This is a genomic window from Bacillus sp. FSL K6-1000 (assembly GCF_038630785.1).
Lineage (GTDB): Bacteria > Bacillota > Bacilli > Bacillales > Bacillaceae > Bacillus > Bacillus safensis.
Map to the genome: position 1 here is coordinate 259,721 of NZ_CP152042.1, position 21,024 is coordinate 280,744.

The window sequence follows — 21,024 nt, forward strand, 5'->3', positions numbered from 1 at the left end:
TCAACAGTCTGAAACCCGCTTATGCGGGTCTTTTTTTCGCTCGGGCCACAAAGAAGAAATAACAGCAAAGTGCGCCTAGATCACAAAGCATAATGATCAGACCCATTGGAAAGGCCGTTTGGCTTCCGGCTAGTCCGACAAGAGGTGTCATGCAAGCGCCTAGCAGCATTTGCGCCACACCGATCAGTGCAGCAGCACTTCCTGCATGTGCCCCGTGATGCTGCATCGCAAGAGACGGTGCAGAGGTGCCGACAATTCCAACGCTTGATACCACAAAAAACAGCGGAATGAGAATACCGTACAATCCTGCATCAATCGAGATCATGAAAAATAAAGTCACTCCCCCTAATGCAGCTGTCAGCAATCCAATGCGAAGGACTTTCTCTTCACCGATTTTCGCAGCGACTCGGGCAAATACTTGTCCAGCCGTGATGATTCCAAGACTATTTACCGCAAATGCTGCACTAAAGCCTTGTGGAGAAAGGTTAAAAATATCCTGGAGCACAAACGGTGAACCTGAAATATACGCAAACATCGCTGCGAATACAAGACCTTGTGAGAGTGCATATCCAACAAAGAGACGATCACTGGCTAAAATTTTCATCGCGCTTGCAATCTGTTGAAAGCCCCCGGTCTGTCTACGCTCCGCAGGTAAGCTTTCTTGCAGTGAAAAGATGGATCTCAGCAGCATCAATGCCCCGAGAATTCCGAGTAGGACAAATACCCCCTGCCATGTCGTGAAGCGTAAAATCTGTCCGCCCGCAATAGGTGCTGCTGCCGGAGCCACCCCGTTGACTAACATCAGAAGTGCGAAGAATTTCGTCATTTCTGCCCCTTCATAATGATCTCGCACGATAGCTCGTGCAATGACAATGCCTGCTGAACCAGCAAGTCCTTGAATCAATCTAAGAAGAATGAATGTCCAAATCGATGTGACTACTGTACAAAGAAGTGAAGCAGCTATAAAGATAATCAAGCCAATCATCAGCGGTTTTCTTCTGCCGATCGTATCGCTGATCGGGCCTGCAATCAGCTGGCCAAGCGCCAGTCCAATGAGACAAGCCATGAGACTTAATTGGGACAACGCCGTACTTGCCTCAAAATCACGAGCAATATGAGGCAATGCAGGTAAATACATATCCATTGCCAGCGGAGCAAGGGCTGTTAAAGATCCAAGCAATGCGGCAAGGAGAAATCGATTTTTTTTCGATTCTTGGGGATAAGATAAAGAACTCATATGATGACAACACTCCTCGTATACTTCCTCAACACAGCATAATGAATCAAGCGTTCCTTTTCAATGAAAAATTTTCAAAGATGTTTCCGTGCAAAATGATTGATCTTTCGAATGAGACTCTTTACATTGAATGAGTAGAGAAAAGAGTAAGGCTATCACATGCAGTGATTGCATGATACGTATATCCACTAATAGAGAGCAGGAGGTGCTGACATGAAGCAGCAAGAGCTAATCATTCGTCAAGCAGTCAAAGAAGATCATGAGGCCATCAGGAGCGTGCTGATCAAATCCTATGCACAGTATGCGCCTCAATTTACAGAGGAAGGCTGGCAAGATTATTCTGCCGCGCTTGCAGCAGCTGTAGATAATCCGAACATGGAGCTGATGCTGGTGGCGGAGCTTGATGGCAAGGTTGTGGGGACGCTTCAAATGTTCCGTTCATCAGAGCAAGCATATGACAATCCAGAAATGGGCATTACATCAGCCATCGTCCGGTTTTTAGGAGTAGATCCCGATGTGAGGGGAAAAGGAATTGCAGAGTCCTTGCTGCGTAAAAGTATTGAACTAACGCAATCATGGGGCGAAAATGTCCTGTATCTGCATACATCTGATAAAATGCAGGCCGCCATTCGCCTATATGAAAGAATGGGCTTTGAGCGTGCGCTTGATAAAGATTTTGTGAGCTCGAGTGGGACGCATGTCAAGAGCTATCAATATGTGATCAAGAAAGAACAGCCAGCAGGTTCATAATATAACGTGCAGCAAAAGGAAGAGCTTACGTCCATGGGCAGCTCTTCCTTTTTTCAATTTACGCCCATAGTGCCAGCGCCCAATATGATACCCCCCATGAGATGAAACCGAACATGACAAAGAATTTTAACATGCGCTCATAAGGAGACAGCTTTCGTTCTCTCTTCGTTTTCACTAGCTGCCAATAAAGGGCAAAGCCGCAAATCATGAGGATAATTTGTCCAAGCTGTGTAAAGTTTTCAAGAATCGTGATTCCGTTCATTTCTTTTCACCTCATTATTCATCTTCCAGAAGTAAAAGCGCAATCCTTTATTTCTTCAAAAAAAATCGGTGTATACTAGAAAGAAACGAGTGTTAGAGGGAGTTGTGCATATTGTTTTCGCAGCATGCGGATCGTTGGGATGAAGTCATCGAGAGAAAAATCAAATACGATCAAAAAGTTGTGGAACATACCTGTCAGCTGTTAGACGCACAGAAGCAGCAGGCTGTGCTGTTTCACAAGATTGAAGACCCGTTTACGATGAGGGCAGGTGATGGTACTCTGACCATTCCAAAAGGGAGCTATACGACCGCTTATTATTGGAAGGATCGTCCTTACAACATATATTTCTGGAGAGATGATCAAGGAAAGGAACTAGGGTCTTATCTTAATATGGTGGGAGACACTCAATTCAACGGCCAGCTGGTCATGTTTGAAGACCTCATTATTGATCTCCTCGTTCTTCCGAATGGTGATGTCTTTGTGCTGGATGAAGATGAATTGCCGGAGAGTTTAGCGGATTTTGAACACGGTTCGGTGCATCGGGCATTAAAGGGCGTGATGGCTTCGTTAGAAAGCATTCTCGATCAAGTGAGGGCAGATGCCGAAGGAAAATATCATCACAGTTTGTTTGAGCCGATGTTGAAATAGAAAAAACGATTCCTCGCTGAAAGGAATCGTTTTTTTGTTAAACCTTAATACGGTTTAATCGTTTTTGTAAATTGGTTTTTGTTTTGGAGGCTTTTAGCTGTTTGACAGCGCTTTGGGCCGCTGCTTTTGTTTTCTTTGTTCGTTTCGCTTCCGCTTTTTTGACCTTTTGTTTAGCGTCTGTCACTTTCTTTTGATAAGCGACTTGTTTTTTGACTTTGTCGAGCCGGTTTTGCAGGCTTGTTTTTTCTTTGCCTTTGTTTAGTTTTTTGATGGCCGTTTGAGCACTTTTAATAGCGCCCTGTGTTTTGTTTTTTTCGGCTGTTTTGACCTTTGCACGTGCCGAGCGGATATCAATGGCTGCTTGGACTTTCTTCACCCGTTCTGTGAGTGCTGTTTTTTGTTTGCTTGCAGTGAGCCGGCCAATTCTTGTTTTGGCTTGATTGACATCTTCCTGCTTTTTAGATGTTTCGGCTTTTTTAACAGCACTGGCAGCAGCCTTTAAAAAGGAGGATTGCGGCACATATTGCACGCGGCCATAGCCGAATTGTGGATCCCTCCCTTTTGCACCAAGATCCACTGTATAGCTGCGCAATAAAGTGCGAAGCTGTGCATTTGTTTTCTTCGGATGAAGCTGCTTTAACAGTGCCAGCATTCCTGTGACATGCGGTGCAGCTTGTGATGTACCCGTTGCATACCAATATTCATTTTTTAAATAAGTGCTGATGACGTTCTGGCCAGGGGCAGAAAATTCAATCCCTTTCCCTGTATTCGAGATAGACGCGAGTTTGTCTTTGTCAGTCGTTGCAGATACGGCAATGACGCTATTGTAAGCGGCAGGGTAGCTAATATGATTCTTTTTCCCATCATTTCCGCTTGCAGCGACTACAAGTAGTCCTTTTTTATAGGCTTCATCCACTGCTGAACGCAAGATGGGGATATTGTCTTCAAAGCCTAAACTTAAATTAATAATGTCCATCTTGTTGGTAATCGCCCAATCGATGCCTCGAAGCAGACTATATAGATCGCCTTCTCCCGTTTTATCTAACACTTTCACAGCATACAGCTTCACACCAGAAGCGACGCCAACTGTTCCATAATCGTTATTAAGCGCACCAATCGTGCCGGCGACATGTGTGCCATGTCCTTCATCATCTTTATAAGAGGATGTGTAGTTCACGAATGATTTACCGCCGGCTACCTTTAAATCCTCGTGTGAGAAAATGCCAGTATCTAAAACGGCTACTTTTACATTTTTACCAGTGACGCCTTCTTTTATTGCTTGTTTTATATTGAGTTTTTGCAGGTTGTAAGATTTTTGTACCAATGCATCCTGATTAGTAGCAGCGGCTGTTTTCTTCACAGTAGAAGCTGCGAGTTTAACCTTTACGTTTTTTGAGACGTAAGCGATGTTTGGGTCTTTTTTGAGTGAGGTGACCGCTTGTTCATCTGCTGTCACAGCGACCGCGGGAAGATGTATGTACTGTGCGTTCACTTTCTCACTTTCCTCAATAGCTGTTTGTTTCCCTTTTTGATTTTTATAGACGATGATAACATCTGTTTCTTTTGACGGTGCAGCTGCCTGCGAATGGAAGGGCAAAGCAGTTGTCAGCGCAAGAAGAAACGCGATGACGATCAATATTTTCCTTTTCAAGGCGTGGCTCCTCTCATCCGATGATCTCGGTCTTTTTTTCTCTATTATATCGGAGAAAGCAGAGGGATGGGATAGTAGAATTGTCGTCTTGTTGAGAAAGTTATTTTTACTAGTAACCTGAAATTGAAATTCATAGAATTCTAGTAGACAATAGAGACATCAAGATAAGAGAAAGAAGGACATGCTGATGAACGTAAAAGAGTATATGACATATGATGCGACTGGCTTAGCAGCACTTGTGCGGAATAGGCAGGTAACGCCCGAGGAGCTTATGCAGGCTGCATTTAATAGATTGAATGAGGTCAATCCAGAACTAAACGCTGTGATACAGACGAGACAAGATCAAGTTTTAAAAGATATCAAGGAGTTACATGAGTATCAGCCATTTGCAGGCGTTCCGTTTGTGCTGAAAAATATATCACAAGGGATTAAAAACGAACCGCTGACAGCAGGCGCTTTGCTGTTAAAGGATGTAAAAGCCAACTCGGATTCGCACTTTGTTGATCGATTGAAGCAGGCTGGTTTTCTCATGATTGGGCATACAAATACACCGGAATTCGGTTTAAGAAATGTGACGGAACCTGCGTTACATGGGCCAACGAGAAATCCTTGGAATACGGACTATTCTCCAGGCGGCTCAAGCGGCGGGACAGCAGCAGCTGTTGCAAGCGGCATTGTACCTGCTGGGGGAGCAAGTGATGGCGGTGGTTCCATTCGGATTCCAGCCTCCTTTACCGGTTTGTTCGGTCTTAAGCCTACGCGGGGAAGAACGCCGGTAGGCCCAGGCGCAGGAAGGCAGTGGCAAGGGGCTTCCATCGACTTTACACTCACAAAAACCGTGCGGGACAGTGCAGCCCTTCTTGATCTTCTTCAAGTCATTCAGCCCGAAGCTGCTTTCCAAACTCCGTTATACGAGGGCAGTTACCAAGAGGATCTGGTGAAACGTACATCTTCTATGCGAATTGCTTACAGTGTAGAATCTCCAGTTGGCACGAAGGTCAGTGAGGAAGCGAAGCAGGCGGTTCAGCAAACAGTGAAATGGCTGAGTGAGCAAGGTCATCAAGTAGAAGAAGCCAAGCCGGAAATTGATGGGGTTCATCTCATGCAGCAATATTACGTGATGAACAGTGGAGAAATGTCTGCGTTATTCACTTCCTTGGCTCGTTCCTTAGGGCGTCCAGTAAAGCCGGAGGAAACGGACATCGTGGCATGGGTGCTGGCGGAGGCTGGCAAGAATGTGACCGCAGCTGCTTATACAGAAAGTCTTGATGCGTGGGATCGGGCTGCTGCACAAATGGCGTCATTTCATCAAACCTACGATCTCTATGTGACACCAGCTACTGCCTATTCAGCTCCAAAGGTTGGTGAGCTTATGCATTCAGATCAGGAAACAGCCGAACTTTTACGTGTGTCATCTCTTTCAATGCAAGCGCAGCAGGATCTTATTTATGATATGTTCCTCAAGAGCTTGACCTACACCCCATTTACACAGCTTGCCAACTTAACAGGTCAGCCATCAATGAGTGTACCTGTTCATCTCACTAGCGCGGGCATGCCTTTAGGGGTACAGGTGACAGCGCCTAAAGGGAAAGAGGACTGGCTGCTCAGGCTTGCGGCGGAAATGGAGACATCCTCGATTTGGAAAGGAACTAGTCAATTAAATCGATAACGCATGATAAGCGACTTTGGTCTATGGAGGGAAAAGAGTGTCACACGTGAGTACGAAGGATAAAATCATTCAAACGGCAGCACTTCTTTTACGTAAACAGGGATACCATGCGACAGGATTGAATCAAATTATCAGAGAGAGCGGCACACCTAAAGGCTCTCTTTATTATTACTTTCCAAATGGAAAAGAAGAGCTGGCCATTGCATCTGTTGAATACATTAGTCAAAAGGTCATCAATCAAATTGAAGAAGGCTTTGCTTATTCGGATGATCCGTATATCGCCATCGATCGTTTTATGACAAACATCATTCGAGGATTTATGGAGAAAGAAAGTGAAAGAGGGATTCCAATTGTCTTGCTGGCGGCAGAGTCAATGCCGGAAAACACGCAGCTCCATGCCGCATGCAAACAAGAAATGATCCGCTGGCAGGAGCTTGTAAAAGAAAAGCTAATGAACAGCGGGTATGAAGAAAACAAAGCGGATGAGCTGGCTTCTCTCCTTCACTCAATGGTAATCGGTGGTCTATCGATGACCACTGCACTCAAACAAACGACCCCTTTAGAACACGTAAAAAGTTACCTTAGACACTTATTTATGCGAGAAGAGTAAAATCTCTCGCATATTGTCTATCTATTATATCAATTGGTCTATATAATATAGATAGTCAATTCGTCATGAGGAGTGATGGGATGTCGGAGCAACCGCAATCGATCAAGCAATCCGAAGGTACCTCTTTTTATACCATGTCTGGTTCAGGAAAACTGTATGGGCTGGAGAATCAGCTTGTTCAAATGCTGGCAGAAGCAAATCAAACGAATCAGCTGTTTGAGCTTGCCTTAATCACAGGTGGGAAAGGAGCTTATTTCCCGCTGCACTGTCATGAGCACTTATTTGAAACCATTTTTGTGCTGGAAGGAAAGCTTGAAGTGATGCTGGACGGTAAAAAATACATGGTAACTGCCTTTGATTATATTCATATCCCGCCCAAAACGATTCATGGCTACAGAATGCATAGTCATAAAACAAGATTTATTTCATATACGCTGGGCGGAAAAATGACAGATGTCTATCAGCAAATTGGGAAGAGGCTTTTTCAGAATGAATGTTCTATGATGAATCATGCTTTCGATGCAGCCAGTTTTCAGCAGGCTGAAAAAGAAAGCGATATCATCCTGATGCATGGAATCAGAGAACTGTCCAATACAACGAGGCCCTCCGTTTTATTTCATAGTCAGCTCCCTCAAAAGGTGCAGCCTTATGTATTAGAGGCTGGTGAAGGGAAGCAATACATCATTGATGGTCAGATTCATGAGCTGATTGCAACAGTAGAAACAACAGGGGGCGGATTCAGTCATTTTGTGATTGAAGGAGCGAAGGAGAAATATTTCCCGCCGCATTATCATCAAGTTCATACTGAAGCGCTCTATTGTGTTGAAGGGAAAATGAACCTTCATTTGAATGGAGAAGATATTTGCTTGATGCCGGGTGACTTTGCCTATATCCCGCCTGATACGATTCACTCTTATGAATTTATGTCTCATTCAAATAAAATGTTGGTTTTGCTGCTACCAGGAGAAATTGAGCAGGTGTATGAGCAGTTTGAAGAATCTCCAAGACAAAGTATATGTCCCTATTTTATTCAAGAAGGGAATTTCATGTTCAATCGGGAGACTTCAACTCAATATGATTTGTTTTTTGTCGAAAAGGAATAAGTGTGTAACGCGTTACACAACATTATGAGTCTGTCGAAACAATCGACAGGCTTTTTTTGTTTTTTGCCTCCTCCACATAAATTTCTCATTTGATGAATGAAGCATTCATTCAAGGTGAAGCTATGTAAAGATGACTTGAGCTAAAGGAGGAAATGCATGTGAGAGCCGTTACTTATCAAGGGAAAAATAGCATTGCAGTGAAAAAAGTAGATGCACCGTCGATTCAAGATCGAGAAGATGTGATTATACGGATAACATCGACATCAATTTGTGGATCAGATTTACATTTGTATCAGGGGAATTTCCCGCTTCCAATCGGCTATGTGATTGGGCATGAACCAATGGGGATTGTGGAGGAAGTTGGCCCGGATGTCACAGCTGTAAAAAAGGGAGACCGTGTCGTCATTCCATTTACAGTTGCATGTGGTAAATGCCAATATTGCGATCATCACTTAGAAAGCCAATGCGACAACTCAAACCCGCACTACGACTCGGGTGGACTTTTTGGCTATAGCGAGAAATATGGGAATTATCCCGGAGGACAGGCAGAGTATTTACGCGTACCTTTTGGAAATTACACCCCGTTTAAGATCCCAGAGGATTGTGAGCTGGAGGATGAACAATTACTGTTCTTATCAGATGTCCTGCCAACCGCCTATTGGAGCGTAGAGCACGCAGGTGTGAAAAAAGGCGATACGGTCATCGTGCTAGGCTGCGGACCTGTTGGGTTAATGGCACAGCAATTTGCTTGGCAAAAAGGGGCGGAACGTGTGATAGCTGTGGATTACATCGATTACCGCCTGCGGCATGCAAAACGGATGAGCGGCGTGGAGGTTTTTGACTTTACAGAAGATCCCGACATGGGAGAAACGTTAAAGGAGCTCACCAAGGGCGGGGCCGATGTTGTGATTGATTGTGTGGGAATGGACGGGAAGAAGTCGCCGCTTGAAAAAATTGAGCAAAAGCTCAAGCTGCAAGGCGGAACGATCGGACCCATTCAAATTGCCACAAAAGCCGTTCGCAAGTGCGGAACAGTGCAGATGACGGGTGTGTACGGCGGCCTGTACAATATGTTCCCATTAGGTGCTTTTTTCGCAAGAAACGTCACCTTGAAAATGGGCCAAGCCCCTGCTCGAGGATACATGTCAAAACTCTATCAAAAAGTGACAAGCGGTGAAATCGATCCAAGAGCCATTATCACACACAAATTGCCATTAGATGAAGCTGCTCATGCGTACCACATCTTCAATGACAAACAGGATGATTGTATAAAGGTCGTCTTAAAGCCATAAAAAGAAGGCTTAGGACGTATAGACAAACCCTCGCATTCGGTGTCAGGTCTGCGTGCCGGTGCTCACGAATGTTTAATTCGCTCCGCTCCAGTACTCGTCCTTCCTAGGGCTGCAAAGGTTTTCTATGACGCTGAAAAGAAGACAAAGGGCTTTTAGCCCTTTGTCAAAAATCTAAAGGCTTAGGAGTATTCCTAAGCCTTTAATGTGTGCTCGTCCATCATTTTTTCGATTAATTCAAAAAATGTTTTTTTATCTTCCTCTGAAAGGTGGTTGAACAATTGATTCACAAGCAGCTGGCGATTGTCGATCATTTGTTTAGCAATTTGTTCACCCAATTCAGAGAGTTCAATCCATACAGTACGGCGGTCATTATTATTTCGAGAGCGGATAATCAGCCCTTCGTCTTCTAAGTGATTGAGAGCGGTGGTTGTTGCAGAGGGAGATAATGAAACTTCCTGAAGAATATTTTTCACAGTACATGATTGATGGCGGTAGATGATACGTAAAATAAATCCTTTAACATTCGTGACGTTTTTCGGAATATTTTCTTCATCTAATTGTTTCGTCGCCTTTAAATACTTTGTCAGTGCATGGTCTAACAAACTTGCCTCTAGCTCGAAATGTTGCATTCTCCATACCTCTTTTCCTATTGCATTCGCATTTTCCGATCAATTACTAGGTCTATCTTATCATAATAATCATCATGATTTAAACCAAAATGGAAGACGGCTATAAAATTACCTATATTATCAATTAATAAAAAGAACAATTCCAAAATGAAATGATTTTACTTTCAGCTGTTTTTATTTTAGAATGTGAATGAGATAAAATCTGCCAACCCAATTCGCTGGAAATTGGCTATTGGAAATCAAACGTTTGGAGATGAAGATATTGAATACTTTACAGGCATTACTAAACGACAGAATGGAACGCTCTTCACAAATTGAGGCGGTAACTGGCGGAGGTGTGTCTTATACATTTGAAGAATATGCAAAACGCATCGACCAGCTCGCTCATTACTTACATCAAAAAGGAATTCGAAAAGGCGATCGCGTTTGCTTTATTTGTCAAAACCATCATCACTTTTCAACGATTATGCTGGCAGCCATTAAAGCAGGTGCAGTCGCAGTTCCGCTTAGCTGGCAGCTTACTTCTTTTGAGCTGGAAGGGATTTTGAAAAAAGCAGAGCCAAAGGCTTTATTCTTTGACCGAGAATTCCGTGACATTATTGCTGCGGTGGATGTGTCTTTAGACAACTGTCTCATGGTAGAATCTGGTGTGAATGCAAAAACAACGCAGCTGTTTGAAGATATATTGGCTTCAAATGATGGCAGTGATCTTGCAGAAGAGGTATCAGAGGAGGATCTAGCGATGATCTTATTTACCTCTGGGACAACGGGTAATCCAAAAGGCTGTATGGTTGGACATGGACGAATCTATCAATTTTTAACAAGACGTGGGAATCGAGGATTTGACTTGAAAGGAAAGCGGTACTTAGCGAGTCACCCTCTGTATCATATGAGTTCAATTAATCACCTGATCGCCGCTGCGATTGAAGGGTATACGCTTGTTTTCTTACATGAGGCAACACCGAAGCGCATTTTAGAAACAATTGAAAAAGAAAGAATTACGTTCATGATGGCTTTCCCTTCAGCTTATACGTACATGTTGGAAGAAATGAAGCGTGGTTCGTATGATCTTTCATCCTTTGAAATTGCGATTTCTGGCGGTACGAAGGTGCCGGTCCGTTTGATTAAGGACTACAAAGAAGCAGGCATTCAGATGATGCATGGCTACGGAAGCACGGAAGCATGGGTTGTCAGTGCGTGGCATCCTGCGATGGGCGAGGATAAAATGGGCTCTGCTGGTAAAGTGGATCCAGATGTAGAAGTGAAAATCGTTCATCCTGAGACAGAGGAAACACTGCCAGCTGGAGAAATTGGCGAAGTCGTCATGAGAAGTCCGTTTTATTTCTTAGGCTATTATCATCAGCCTGACGCAACTGCGAAGGTACTCAAAGATGGATGGTTCCATATGGGAGATGCAGGCTATCTAGACGAAGACGGTTTTCTATTTATCACAGGCAGATACAAAGATGTGATTTTATACGGCGGAGATAATATCTACCCAGATCAAGTAGAAGAAGTCATTGAACAAATTCCGGGTGTGATTGAATCAGCTGTCATCGGGGTGCCGGACGAATTATATGGTGAAGTACCAAGTGCATATATCATAAAAGACGAATCCGCAGATTTCTGCGAAGAAGATGTGGTGAACTATTGTCAGGAACGTTTGGCAGATTACAAAGTGCCATCCATTCATTTCATCAGTGAACTGCCAAAAAACAAGCTTGGTAAAATCATGAAGAAAGATTTACGTGAATTGGTTGTGAATGCTTAGTACCTATTCTGCTATAATGAAATTTGAATGATTTTTTGTTTTTCTAACGTTTTGGAGGGAAAGGGTTTGCGACATATTCTTCGTAAGAAACACATTCACGATTTGTTGGAACAGAGCAGACAGCAAAAGGTAAAGAAAACGCTGGGCGGGCTTGATCTCACGCTTCTTGGTATAGGGGCGGTGATTGGTACAGGGGTTATGGTATTAACTGGAATTACAGCAGCTAAGGATGCTGGACCGGCTGTCATTTTCTCTTTTGCGATTGCAGCCATTGTGTGCAGTTTGGCAGCACTTTGCTATGCAGAAATGGCGTCAGCGCTCCCTGTATTCGGCAGTGCATACATTTATTCATATACAACCATGGGCGAGCTTGTAGGCCATTTGATGGGCTGGACCTTATTATCTGTTTATATGCTGACAGCTTCAGCTGTCGCCAGCGGCTGGTCGAGTTATTTCAACAGCCTGCTTGAGGGATTTGGAATTTCGATTCCGCATCAATTCTTAGCGGGGCCAGAGCAAGGCGGGTATATGAATCTGCCGGCGATTATCATTGCTTTACTGATTGCGTGGATCTTATCTAGAGGAACGAAGGAAAGTAAAAAATTTAATAATATCATGGTGTTTGTGAAACTCGGTATTATTGTTCTTTTCATTGTAGTAGGCGGCTTTTATGTACAGCCAGCCAATTGGCAGCCATTTATGCCGTTTGGCGCAGAAGGCGTTATTGCCGGTGCTGCTGCTGTATTTTTTGCCTTTTTAGGATTTGATGCGATTTCTGCTTCAGCAGAAGAGGTGAAAAATCCGCAGCGGAACCTGCCAATTGGGATCATAGGTTCATTACTTATTTGTACGGTCATTTACATTGTCGTTTGTTTGGTCATGACAGGCATGGTGCATTATACAAAGCTTAATGTTACAGAAGCTATGTCCTATGTCCTGCAAAGTGTACATCAAAATAGCGTGGCTGGTATTATTTCTGTTGGTGCGGTCATTGGATTGATGGCTGTGATTTTCGCCAATAATTATGCGGCAACTCGAATTGCCTATGCGATGGGCCGAGACGGACTTTTGCCTAAAGTGTTTTCAAAAACAAACAAAAGCGATACGCCTGTTGCTAGCATATGGATGATTGGCGGAATGACAGCTGTTATTTCAGGCTTTATTGATTTGAAGGATCTGTCCAACTTAGCGAATATCGGTGCGTTATTAACGTTTGCCATGGTCAGTTTATCTGTGCTTATTTTGAGAAAGACACATCAGCAGCTTGAGAGGGGCTTCAGGGTTCCTTTTGTGCCGGTTCTGCCGATTATATCAATGGGCTGCTGCTTGTTCCTTATGCTCAACTTACCAGGCAGGACATGGCTTTACTTTGGGGTTTGGCTGTTAATCGGCGTCGTCATGTACGCAGCGTATTCAAACAAACACAGTGAATTAGCGAAATCTTCATGAGAAAAAGGTGCAAATCCGTTGACGATTTGTGCCTTTTTTCATACGATTTGGGATAAGCTATAAAAGAGATAATGGACGGAACAAGAGGAGGATGAGGGATATGATTAGTGTTAGTCCTTATATTGTTGTAGAAGATGTGAAAGAATCTCTTCAATATTATCAAGGGATTTTTGGTGGGGATATTCAAATCTTAAATGAACATCAAGACCGTGTCCTGCATGCTGAATTGCATCTTGGGGAATCGCTGCTTCATTTTTCAGATACGTTTGGACGCACGCCAAAGCCAGAGAATCTCAGATTGATCATGCAGTTTGACAATGAAGAAGAACTAAAGGCTGTCTATGAAGCACTGGAAGCTGATGGAGATGTACTGGTTGAATTACAGGATACCTTCTTTGGCGCACTTCACGGACAAGTACAGGACCGGAAAAACGGGTTAATCTGGGTTCTGAATTATATGAAATAGACTAAGACCTTCACCAGTGTGAAGGTTTTTTTGTGAGTGTTTTTATTTTCTGAAAAATGGAAAATATGCTATGTTGGAAGAATAAAAGGACAAGGAGAAGGGTGGCAAAGGAATGGAACAAATTGAGTTTCAATCAATCCAAACAAATGGTATAACACTTCATACAGCAATGGCTGGACCGGAAAATGGCCCGCTGCTTGTACTGCTCCACGGGTTTCCTGAGTTTTGGTACGGCTGGAAAAATCAAATCATCCCCTTGGCTAAGGCGGGCTATCGTGTTGTCGTTCCTGATCAAAGAGGCTACCACCTAAGTGACAAGCCAGAAGGAGTCGAATCCTACGTATTAGATAAATTGAGAGATGATATTGTGGGTTTGATCAAGACGCTGAGCCCGAACCAAAAGGCGATTGTCGGAGGACATGACTGGGGCGGGGCTGTTGCTTGGCATTTGGCTTCGACCCGTTCTCAATATGTCGAGAAATTAATCATTGTGAATATGCCGCATCCGCGGGTGATGATGAGGGTTCTTCCTTTTTATCCGCCGCAGTGGAAGAAAAGCTCTTATATCGCTTTTTTTCAGCTCCCAAATGTTCCAGAGGCAGCACTTCAAGAAAATCACTTTCAAAAGCTGGATGAAGCCATTGGGCTGACTGCAAGACCACATTTGTTCACGAAGGAAGATGTCTCAAGCTACAAGCTCGCTTGGACGCAGCCAGGCGCCTTGACCTCAATGCTGAATTGGTACCGAGCCATTAAAAAAGGCGGCTTTGAAAAGCCAATTTCAAAACGAATTCTCGTTCCTGTTCGCATGATCTGGGGGATGGAGGACAAATTTTTAAGCAGAAAGCTGGCGAAGGAAACGATTAAGATCTGTCCAAATGGCCAGCTGATCTTTGTCGATGATGCCTCTCATTGGATCAATCATGAAAAACCAGAAGTCGTCAACAAACTCATACTCGAATTCTTGACATAAAGAAAAAAGCTCTGATCAGAGGACCAGAGCTTTTTTTGATTTATCCAATTTGATTCTTTTTCAATGCAGCAGGTTCGTCGTCCCAGCATTCAATTTTCTCATTGTTTGGAACGGCATTTTTATAGAAAACAGGATCTTTGCCTTCTTTTTTCTGTCTCGTGTAATCCTTCAGTGCTGCGAAGGCGACCTTAGACAGCATGGTAATAGCGATGAGGTTGACGATGACCATGAGTCCCATAAAGAGATCGGCTAGACCCCAAACAAGAGGAACAGTGGCAACCGCACCGAACAGAACCATTCCAATAACGGCAATTCGATAGATGTTAAGCCAAATTTTGTTCGCTCCAAGGAATTCAATGTTCGTTTCCCCATAGTAATAGTTACCAATCAATGTACTAAACGCGAATAGGAAAATCATGATGGCAAGGAATCCAGATGCCCATGGTCCAATGTGCTGACTGAGAGAAGCCTGTGTTAATTCAATTCCTTGCAAATTTGTTGTTTTATACGCATCAGAAAACAGAACAAGGAAGGCTGTGCTTGTACAAATAATTAACGTATCTGTTAACACGCCGAATGCTTGGATTAATCCTTGTTTAACAGGGTGGCTCGTGACAGCCGTTGCTGCTGCGTTAGGTGCACTACCCATACCAGCCTCATTCGAGAAGAGACCGCGTTTAATCCCTTGTAATAAAGCACCGCCCAGCGTACCGCCAGCGAACTGTTCAAACCCGAAGGCGTGTTTCACAATCGTGCTGATGACACCAGGAAGTTCCGTGATATTTGTGACAATGACAAAGAACGCAATACCGATGTAAGCAACTGCAAGCACAACAACAATGTATTCAGAAGCCTTTGCAATCGCTTGGATACCTTTGAAAATGATCGCTGCAAAAATGACTGCCATCACAATACCGACGGTTAAACGGTCTAAACCAAAGGAATTTTTAAAAGCGACAGTGATCGTATTGGATTGAACCGCGTTAAAGACGATTCCAAAAGAAATCGTAATCAGGATCGCAAATAAAATCCCCATCCAGCGCTTGTTTAACCCTTTTTCCATGTAATAAGCAGGTCCACCTCGGAAGCCTGTTTTGTCTTTTACTTTATATACTTGAGCTAGTGTACTTTCAACGAAACTTGAAGCAGATCCGATAATGGCTACGATCCACATCCAAAAGATGGCACCAGGGCCACCAATGGCAATAGCGATGGCAATCCCTGTGATATTCCCTGTTCCTACGCGTGCTGCCATACTGATCGCAAATGCTTGGAACGGTGATATTCCCTCTTTTTCTTTTCTTCCTTCTTTCAGGACACGCAGCATTTCTTTGATCATTCTCACTTGCAGGAAGCGTGTTCTATATGTGAAGTACACCCCAACACCAAGTAACAGAGCAATCACAATATAAGTCCAAATAAAATCATTTGTATGTGTTAAATAAGATAGCAAAGCTTTTTCGTTCATAACATCACCTCTTCGAATTCATCACTGTTCTTTTTAAAAAATACTGAGATCCCACTCTTTAGCGAGCTTTTTCAGCATCATGACACCGGTAATACTATTTCCACAATCGTCAATGGCAGGACCGTAAATGCCAATACCACAGCCTGTCTGAAACGGGAACTCTCTTCTTGCGCTTGGCGGAACGCAAGCCATAATTCCTCCAGACACACCACTTTTGGCTGGAACGCCTACGAAAGCAGCAAAATTCCCAGACGCATTATACATGCCGCATGTCAGCATCAATGCCTTTGTTAGTCTGGCGATATCCTTTGGGATGACTTGGACTTGTTTAAAGGGATGGTAGCCATCACTTGATATAATCAGTCCAATCAAGGCGATGTCCTCTGTTGTGACCTCGATGGAACATTGCTTTAAATACACTTCTAACGTGTCCTCGACATCCGATTCTAAATAATTGGTTTCTTTTAAATAATAAGCAAGTGCCCGGTTGCGATGCGCAGTTGCCCATTCTGATTGATAAACCTCTTCATTAACAGAAGGACGCTTACCTATTAAGTTTTCGATTAAATCGAAAATATATGCTAGCTTTTCTGTAGAAGTCTTTCCGGGAAGGATGGAGGATACGGTAATAGCTCCAGCATTAATCATTGGATTAAAGGGCTTCCCTGGTTTATGCATCTCAAGACGGTAGATGGAATTAAATGCATCACCAGTTGGCTCTACATCTACCCGATCCAAGACGTAAGGTACGCCTCTTCCTAAACAGGCAGCTATAAAGCTGATGACTTTTGAGATACTTTGCAGGGTAAAGGGAACGTCCCAATCACCATATCGTACAGATGATCCATCTGGGCCTATCACGCTGATACCAAGTTGAGAGGAATTCACTTTTCCGAGTGCTGGAATGTAGCCAGCATTCTGCCCGTTCTTGTAATACGGACGTATTTCTTCTGCCCATTGATCAACAGAAGACTGGCATGCGTGTTGTGTATTATTAGAAATTGCTGTTTTCATACGATTCCTCCAATCAAAAATCAAAAAGTACCCTATTGAATTGGCGGATGACAAAAAATGCGATCAAATAGGCACGAAAACATGTTACACATCTTCAAAGAACTTGTCATGCGCTGCTTGCACCACTCCTTTACACCTAAATATATGTACAAATGAAGGCATTGTCGGCGGAAAAACAAAAAGGGTTTTTAGTGAAAATTAAGAAAACGCTTACATCTAGTTTCACTAAAATTATTCATTCAATTTATCTTGGAAACTACACAATCTGACGTAAATCTACAGAAAAACTTACAAATAAAAATCAGTCTGTCGACTTTTGTCTAAACAATTCCTATTATTGTCGTCAATGATCAAAACACTGAATAGCTGAAAGGTCACCTTGCTGCCCCGGAGAATAGTCATAAAAAAGGATTTTGGAGATAAAAAGAGCGGTGAAAATTATTTTTTTGCACATTGTGGAGAAAAGAGTCTCCTTGTATACTGTGGCTATGCAAACAGGGGAAGGGATGTCAGTCATTTGAGTTTAAATCAGCTTGTCAAAAAGGACGCATTCATTTTAATTTTTATGATGGTCATTGTGCCGCTTGCAGGAGAGCTGAAGTTTTATCCTGTGAATGAGACGTTTCGCATCAGCTTTGGTGCGCCTGCGTTTTTCTTTTGTTTATTACTCTTAAGAAAATCTAGACCGCTATTGCCAGGATTTTTAACAGGCGCAGCCATTGTGCTTTTTCGGGTAGGCCTAGATTTGGTTCAGCAGAATGCTGATCTGGCTTCATCATTTTATCAGCAATTCCCAAGCTTCTTTTTCTATTTCACGTATGCGTTCCTGTTTTTTGCCGTCCGTACGGGTCGCTTTAAACAGCGCTCTATTTTCATTGGGATCATCGGTCTGATGATCGAATTAGTTGCTGATTTTGTCGAGCTGTTTGTACAATTTCTAGTGTTTGATACAACGATGACTTTATCAAAGCTGAGCGATATGGTCCTCATTGCGTTTGCTCACAGCTTTGTGGTGATCAGTTTTTTTAATATGATGAAGCTGTATGAGGCGCAATCAAGAGAGAAGCAGATCATGAAACAAAATGAGCATATGATGATGGTCATTTCGAATTTATATGAAGAAACGGTGCACTTAAAGAAAACATTAAAACATACAGAGCATATTACGCAGGAATCATACCGGCTTTATCGTCTGCTGCATGAACACGAAGCAGGGCAAAAAGTGAGTCAGGAGCTGTTAAAGCTCGCAGGAGAAATTCATGAAGTGAAAAAGGACAATCAGCGTATTTATGCTGGGCTTTCAAAGCTGATTTCGAAGGAAAATATGCAAGATTACATGAAGGCGGAAGAACTCGTTCAAATTGTGATCCGTATTCAAGAGAAGTATGCTCTATCTCTTGGGAAAAACATCTCCTTTACCTCTGATATAAGGGGCATTCATCTACATGATTATCATGTGTTTATTTTCTTATCGCTGATTAATAATTTAATGGCCAATGCAGTGGAAGCTATAAAGGATACCGGCATGATCTCACTCGAATTGAAAGGAAGTCATGATAAAATAGAGATTCGGATTGAAGATGATGGACCGGGGATTCCTAAAAAAATGAGAGAGATTGTGTTTGATCCAGGCTATACCTCCAAATTTGATGCATTTGGAACACCGTCTACTGGGATAGGCTTATCCTATGTGAGAGAGCTGGTTCAAGAGCTAGGCGGTCATATTCAAATCGAACCAAAAGAAACAAAAGGGACAGCTTTTCTGCTTGTCCTTCCTATACAAAATTTAATACAGAGAGGGTGAGTGTATGCGATTCTTCATTGCAGATGATGATCGTGCAATACGCTCGATTTTAGGTCAAATCATAGAGGATGAGGATTTGGGAGAGGTCGTAGATGAAGCGGGTGACGGAGTTGGATTAGAGGCACATTCACTGAACCTCAAGAAAGTAGACATCCTTTTGATTGATCTTTTAATGCCTGCTAGAGATGGCATTCAAACCATCCGCCATATTCATCCTGAATTCAAAGGCAAGGTCATTATGATTTCCCAAGTAGAGGCGAAAGAGATGATGGCAGAAGCCTATGAACTAGGGATTGAATATTATATTCATAAGCCCGTCAATCGCATTGAAATCGTCAGTGTGATTCGAAAAGTCATGGAGCGTATCAAACTGGAAAAATCGATTTATGATATACAAGCCTCCCTTCGCCACGTACTGCCATTAGAGCCTGTGTTTTCTCAAGGTGCCGGTGCTGGAGCGAAGAGAAGAACGATGAAAGAGGCTGGGGAATTCCTCTTATCTGAGCTGGGAATTGTCGGTGAGAACGGCTCTAAGGATTTACTGGAGATACTTCTCTATTTACATGAAACTCAGTCAGCCAATTCTCATGAGGTCAATTTCCCGCCGCTAAAGCAGCTGTTTATCAAAACCGCAGAAAGAAAGCTGGATCATGGTGCAACCGATGTAGAGGTGATGCGGGAAGTGAAAGCGGCGGAGCAGCGGATTAGACGATCTATTCATCATTCCTTGAATCATTTTGCCTCACTTGGATTAACAGATTTCTCAAATCCTAAGTTCGAGCACTACGCGTCGAAGTTTTTCGATTTTACCGATGTCAGCCAAAGAATGAAAGAAATGCAGAAGACATCTTCTCCCGCAGGATCAACGGGCAGAGTCAATACAAAAAAATTCGTTCAAATCTTTTATTTTGAAGCAAAGCAGTTATTCGAAGAAATGAGCTGAGGAAAATCTGTTGGTATGATTGGAGAAAATAAACAGAGAAAGTCTGCTTTTCCTATGATCTGTCTTGATCTTCAGGTGTCTTTATCATTTAACTGATCATTCTGATTTTTCTTTTTTCTTGAAAATAAAACCCTCCTGTGCAATCGTTTGTTAAAATAGTGAGGTTAGACTAGAATGTCGGAGGTTTTATTTTGGGAAAAATTAAACGAAATGCGCTCTGCCCATGCGGAAGCGGAAAAAAATATAAACATTGCTGTGGTCAAAAATCAGGCGGAGAACAAACGTCTGAGCTTGTGTTTAAGGAAGCTGTACAAGTTCAAAAGGATTTAATGAATTATGCTTTTTCTAAACATCAAAGAGCGATCAATCAATTCATTAATGAGTTTTCTTTCCTTGCAGATATGGATAAAGAAACGCAACAAATCTCAGTTTTTCATTTGAGTGTATGGGGCATCTTCTTCCGTCCATTAACTGATCAGAAAGAAACCATTTTCCAAGAATTCCTGACAAAGAAAGCAGAAGATATTACCCGTCCGAAAACAAGACAAGTGGTCCAATCTTGGACAGACATGGAACCATCTTTGCTTTTATTAAATGAAAAAACGGACGAGTCTCTTTACTTTGAAGATATGGTAACAGCTGAGAAGGTTGAAGTAGATGTAAAACCGGATCAAACGGTACTGCCTGAAAAGGGAAGTCTCGTACTTGGTTTTCCTGTTCAATTTGAAGAAAAAGCAGAGTTTTTCATTCAGTATACGATGTTTGCGAAAGAGTTCACAGATACTCTTCTTCTTCAGGTCCGCCAGCTTGTTGACGCATATGAAGCAAATGGAGGAGCGCGCAGCACATTTATGAGAGAATCATTCCCTGATGTGCTGAAGTGTATGTTTGCGAAGCAAGAAGTAGAAGAATCAGAAACACCTGCTCAAACAGAAGGCGATGCAGGTCTATCAGCAGATCGTATGGACTGGGCAAGTGACGTCCAGCTGGAAACAGCTAAGCTGATTGAAGACGGAATGAAGGAGCACGGTGACCAAAGCCTGACAGATGGTGCTTTAACGGTTTGGAAAGCCTACTGTGATCAGAAATCACCTGTGATCCGTAAAGCAGCGTCATTTGCTGCAGGAATCGAATACTATATTCATTCACTTGCAAGCGATGCTCCGCTTTCTCAAGCACAAGTAGCGAAGAAGTATGGCATTAGTGCGTCGACTGTATCGAGCCGTTTTAAAGATATCGAAAAAGCGGTGAAAGAAGAGCAAGAAGCGACAGTATAATCTAAAAA

At 42.9% G+C, this 21,024-nt stretch carries 19 protein-coding genes; 13 read left to right on the plus strand and 6 right to left on the minus strand.

Annotated elements, in window-relative coordinates:
* Nucleotides 1–19: 19 nt before the first annotated feature.
* A complete protein-coding gene (locus MHI46_RS01465; RefSeq protein WP_342503054.1) occupies nt 20–1,237 on the minus strand; it encodes a multidrug effflux MFS transporter in 1,218 nt (405 codons plus the stop codon).
* 213 nt (nt 1,238–1,450) lie between these two features.
* Here MHI46_RS01465 and MHI46_RS01470 point away from each other — a divergent pair, with 213 nt between their 5' ends.
* Nucleotides 1,451–1,987, plus strand: coding sequence for a GNAT family N-acetyltransferase (locus MHI46_RS01470; RefSeq protein WP_058837250.1), 537 nt, complete (start codon nt 1,451–1,453; stop codon nt 1,985–1,987).
* Between the two features lie 58 nt (nt 1,988–2,045).
* Here the strand turns inward: MHI46_RS01470 and MHI46_RS01475 are convergent, their stop codons facing one another.
* Nucleotides 2,046–2,249, minus strand: a complete 204-nt coding sequence (locus tag MHI46_RS01475; RefSeq protein ID WP_039176190.1) for a hypothetical protein — start codon at nt 2,247–2,249, stop codon at nt 2,046–2,048.
* A gap of 111 nt (nt 2,250–2,360) precedes the next feature.
* Between MHI46_RS01475 and MHI46_RS01480 the strand changes: the two genes are divergently transcribed.
* Nucleotides 2,361–2,897: a DUF402 domain-containing protein gene (locus MHI46_RS01480; RefSeq protein ID WP_342503055.1), complete on the plus strand. Its 537-nt coding sequence runs from the start codon at nt 2,361–2,363 to the stop codon at nt 2,895–2,897.
* 37 nt (nt 2,898–2,934) lie between these two features.
* Here MHI46_RS01480 and MHI46_RS01485 read toward each other — a convergent pair whose 3' ends face one another.
* Nucleotides 2,935–4,548: a S8 family peptidase gene (locus MHI46_RS01485; protein ID WP_039176194.1), complete on the minus strand. Its 1,614-nt coding sequence runs from the start codon at nt 4,546–4,548 to the stop codon at nt 2,935–2,937.
* A 187-nt stretch (nt 4,549–4,735) separates the two neighbouring features.
* Between MHI46_RS01485 and MHI46_RS01490 the strand changes: the two genes are divergently transcribed.
* From MHI46_RS01490 to MHI46_RS01505, 4 genes are all read left to right on the plus strand, one after another.
* Nucleotides 4,736–6,217 carry an amidase gene (locus MHI46_RS01490; RefSeq protein ID WP_342503056.1) on the plus strand — a complete coding sequence of 494 codons (1,482 nt, stop codon included), beginning with the start codon at nt 4,736–4,738 and terminating at the stop codon, nt 6,215–6,217.
* 37 nt (nt 6,218–6,254) lie between these two features.
* On the plus strand, nt 6,255–6,827 hold the full coding sequence (locus MHI46_RS01495) for a TetR/AcrR family transcriptional regulator (protein WP_342503057.1): 573 nt from the start codon (nt 6,255–6,257) through the stop codon (nt 6,825–6,827).
* 80 nt (nt 6,828–6,907) lie between these two features.
* Nucleotides 6,908–7,930, plus strand: a complete 1,023-nt coding sequence (locus MHI46_RS01500) for a quercetin 2,3-dioxygenase (RefSeq protein WP_058837254.1) — start codon at nt 6,908–6,910, stop codon at nt 7,928–7,930.
* A 158-nt stretch (nt 7,931–8,088) separates the two neighbouring features.
* Nucleotides 8,089–9,222 carry a zinc-dependent alcohol dehydrogenase gene (locus MHI46_RS01505; protein ID WP_047203435.1) on the plus strand — a complete coding sequence of 378 codons (1,134 nt, stop codon included), beginning with the start codon at nt 8,089–8,091 and terminating at the stop codon, nt 9,220–9,222.
* 191 nt (nt 9,223–9,413) lie between these two features.
* On the opposite strand, the gene MHI46_RS01510 is transcribed toward MHI46_RS01505, so the two are convergent.
* Nucleotides 9,414–9,851 carry a MarR family transcriptional regulator gene (locus MHI46_RS01510; protein WP_039176203.1) on the minus strand — a complete coding sequence of 146 codons (438 nt, stop codon included), beginning with the start codon at nt 9,849–9,851 and terminating at the stop codon, nt 9,414–9,416.
* Between the two features lie 262 nt (nt 9,852–10,113).
* Here MHI46_RS01510 and MHI46_RS01515 point away from each other — a divergent pair, with 262 nt between their 5' ends.
* The 4 genes from MHI46_RS01515 to MHI46_RS01530 all read left to right on the plus strand — a co-directional run bounded on the left by MHI46_RS01515 (nt 10,114) and on the right by MHI46_RS01530 (nt 14,510).
* Nucleotides 10,114–11,622, plus strand: a complete 1,509-nt coding sequence (locus MHI46_RS01515; RefSeq protein ID WP_058837255.1) for an AMP-binding protein — start codon at nt 10,114–10,116, stop codon at nt 11,620–11,622.
* Between the two features lie 66 nt (nt 11,623–11,688).
* Nucleotides 11,689–13,071, plus strand: a complete 1,383-nt coding sequence (locus MHI46_RS01520) for an amino acid permease (RefSeq protein ID WP_039176209.1) — start codon at nt 11,689–11,691, stop codon at nt 13,069–13,071.
* Between the two features lie 100 nt (nt 13,072–13,171).
* Nucleotides 13,172–13,537, plus strand: coding sequence for a VOC family protein (locus MHI46_RS01525; protein WP_025092526.1), 366 nt, complete (start codon nt 13,172–13,174; stop codon nt 13,535–13,537).
* 112 nt (nt 13,538–13,649) lie between these two features.
* On the plus strand, nt 13,650–14,510 hold the full coding sequence (locus MHI46_RS01530; RefSeq protein WP_064498766.1) for an alpha/beta hydrolase: 861 nt from the start codon (nt 13,650–13,652) through the stop codon (nt 14,508–14,510).
* 40 nt (nt 14,511–14,550) lie between these two features.
* On the opposite strand, the gene MHI46_RS01535 is transcribed toward MHI46_RS01530, so the two are convergent.
* Nucleotides 14,551–15,978: an alanine/glycine:cation symporter family protein gene (locus MHI46_RS01535; protein ID WP_024427211.1), complete on the minus strand. Its 1,428-nt coding sequence runs from the start codon at nt 15,976–15,978 to the stop codon at nt 14,551–14,553.
* Nucleotides 15,979–16,011: 33 nt separating this feature from the next.
* Nucleotides 16,012–16,992 (minus strand): glutaminase, encoded by a 981-nt coding sequence (locus tag MHI46_RS01540; protein WP_008342152.1) that lies wholly within the window; start codon nt 16,990–16,992, stop codon nt 16,012–16,014.
* A gap of 517 nt (nt 16,993–17,509) precedes the next feature.
* Between MHI46_RS01540 and MHI46_RS01545 the strand changes: the two genes are divergently transcribed.
* The 3 genes from MHI46_RS01545 (at nt 17,510) to MHI46_RS01555 (ending at nt 21,016) form a co-directional block, all read left to right on the plus strand.
* Entirely contained in the window at nt 17,510–18,796 is a 1,287-nt protein-coding gene (locus tag MHI46_RS01545; protein WP_064498767.1) for a sensor histidine kinase, read from the plus strand.
* A gap of 4 nt (nt 18,797–18,800) precedes the next feature.
* Nucleotides 18,801–19,739, plus strand: a complete 939-nt coding sequence (locus MHI46_RS01550) for a response regulator (RefSeq protein ID WP_064498768.1) — start codon at nt 18,801–18,803, stop codon at nt 19,737–19,739.
* Between the two features lie 191 nt (nt 19,740–19,930).
* Complete coding sequence (locus tag MHI46_RS01555) at nt 19,931–21,016, plus strand: SEC-C metal-binding domain-containing protein (protein ID WP_039176224.1); 1,086 nt, start codon at nt 19,931–19,933, stop codon at nt 21,014–21,016.
* Nucleotides 21,017–21,024: the final 8 nt, after the last annotated feature.

Bases quoted from the DNA above. Each gene is read 5' to 3' on its own strand.
- MHI46_RS01530 (WP_064498766.1), top strand. From the start codon at position 13,650: ATGGAACAAATTGAGTTTCAATCAATCCAAACAAATGGTATAACACTT.
- MHI46_RS01525 (WP_025092526.1), top strand. From the start codon at position 13,172: ATGATTAGTGTTAGTCCTTATATTGTTGTAGAAGATGTGAAAGAATCT.
- MHI46_RS01540 (WP_008342152.1), bottom strand. From the start codon at position 16,992: ATGAAAACAGCAATTTCTAATAATACACAACACGCATGCCAGTCTTCT.
- MHI46_RS01550 (WP_064498768.1), top strand. From the start codon at position 18,801: ATGCGATTCTTCATTGCAGATGATGATCGTGCAATACGCTCGATTTTA.
- MHI46_RS01490 (WP_342503056.1), top strand. From the start codon at position 4,736: ATGAACGTAAAAGAGTATATGACATATGATGCGACTGGCTTAGCAGCA.
- MHI46_RS01510 (WP_039176203.1), bottom strand. From the start codon at position 9,851: ATGCAACATTTCGAGCTAGAGGCAAGTTTGTTAGACCATGCACTGACA.
- MHI46_RS01470 (WP_058837250.1), top strand. From the start codon at position 1,451: ATGAAGCAGCAAGAGCTAATCATTCGTCAAGCAGTCAAAGAAGATCAT.
- MHI46_RS01475 (WP_039176190.1), bottom strand. From the start codon at position 2,249: ATGAACGGAATCACGATTCTTGAAAACTTTACACAGCTTGGACAAATT.
- MHI46_RS01465 (WP_342503054.1), bottom strand. From the start codon at position 1,237: ATGAGTTCTTTATCTTATCCCCAAGAATCGAAAAAAAATCGATTTCTC.
- MHI46_RS01500 (WP_058837254.1), top strand. From the start codon at position 6,908: ATGTCGGAGCAACCGCAATCGATCAAGCAATCCGAAGGTACCTCTTTT.
- MHI46_RS01535 (WP_024427211.1), bottom strand. From the start codon at position 15,978: ATGAACGAAAAAGCTTTGCTATCTTATTTAACACATACAAATGATTTT.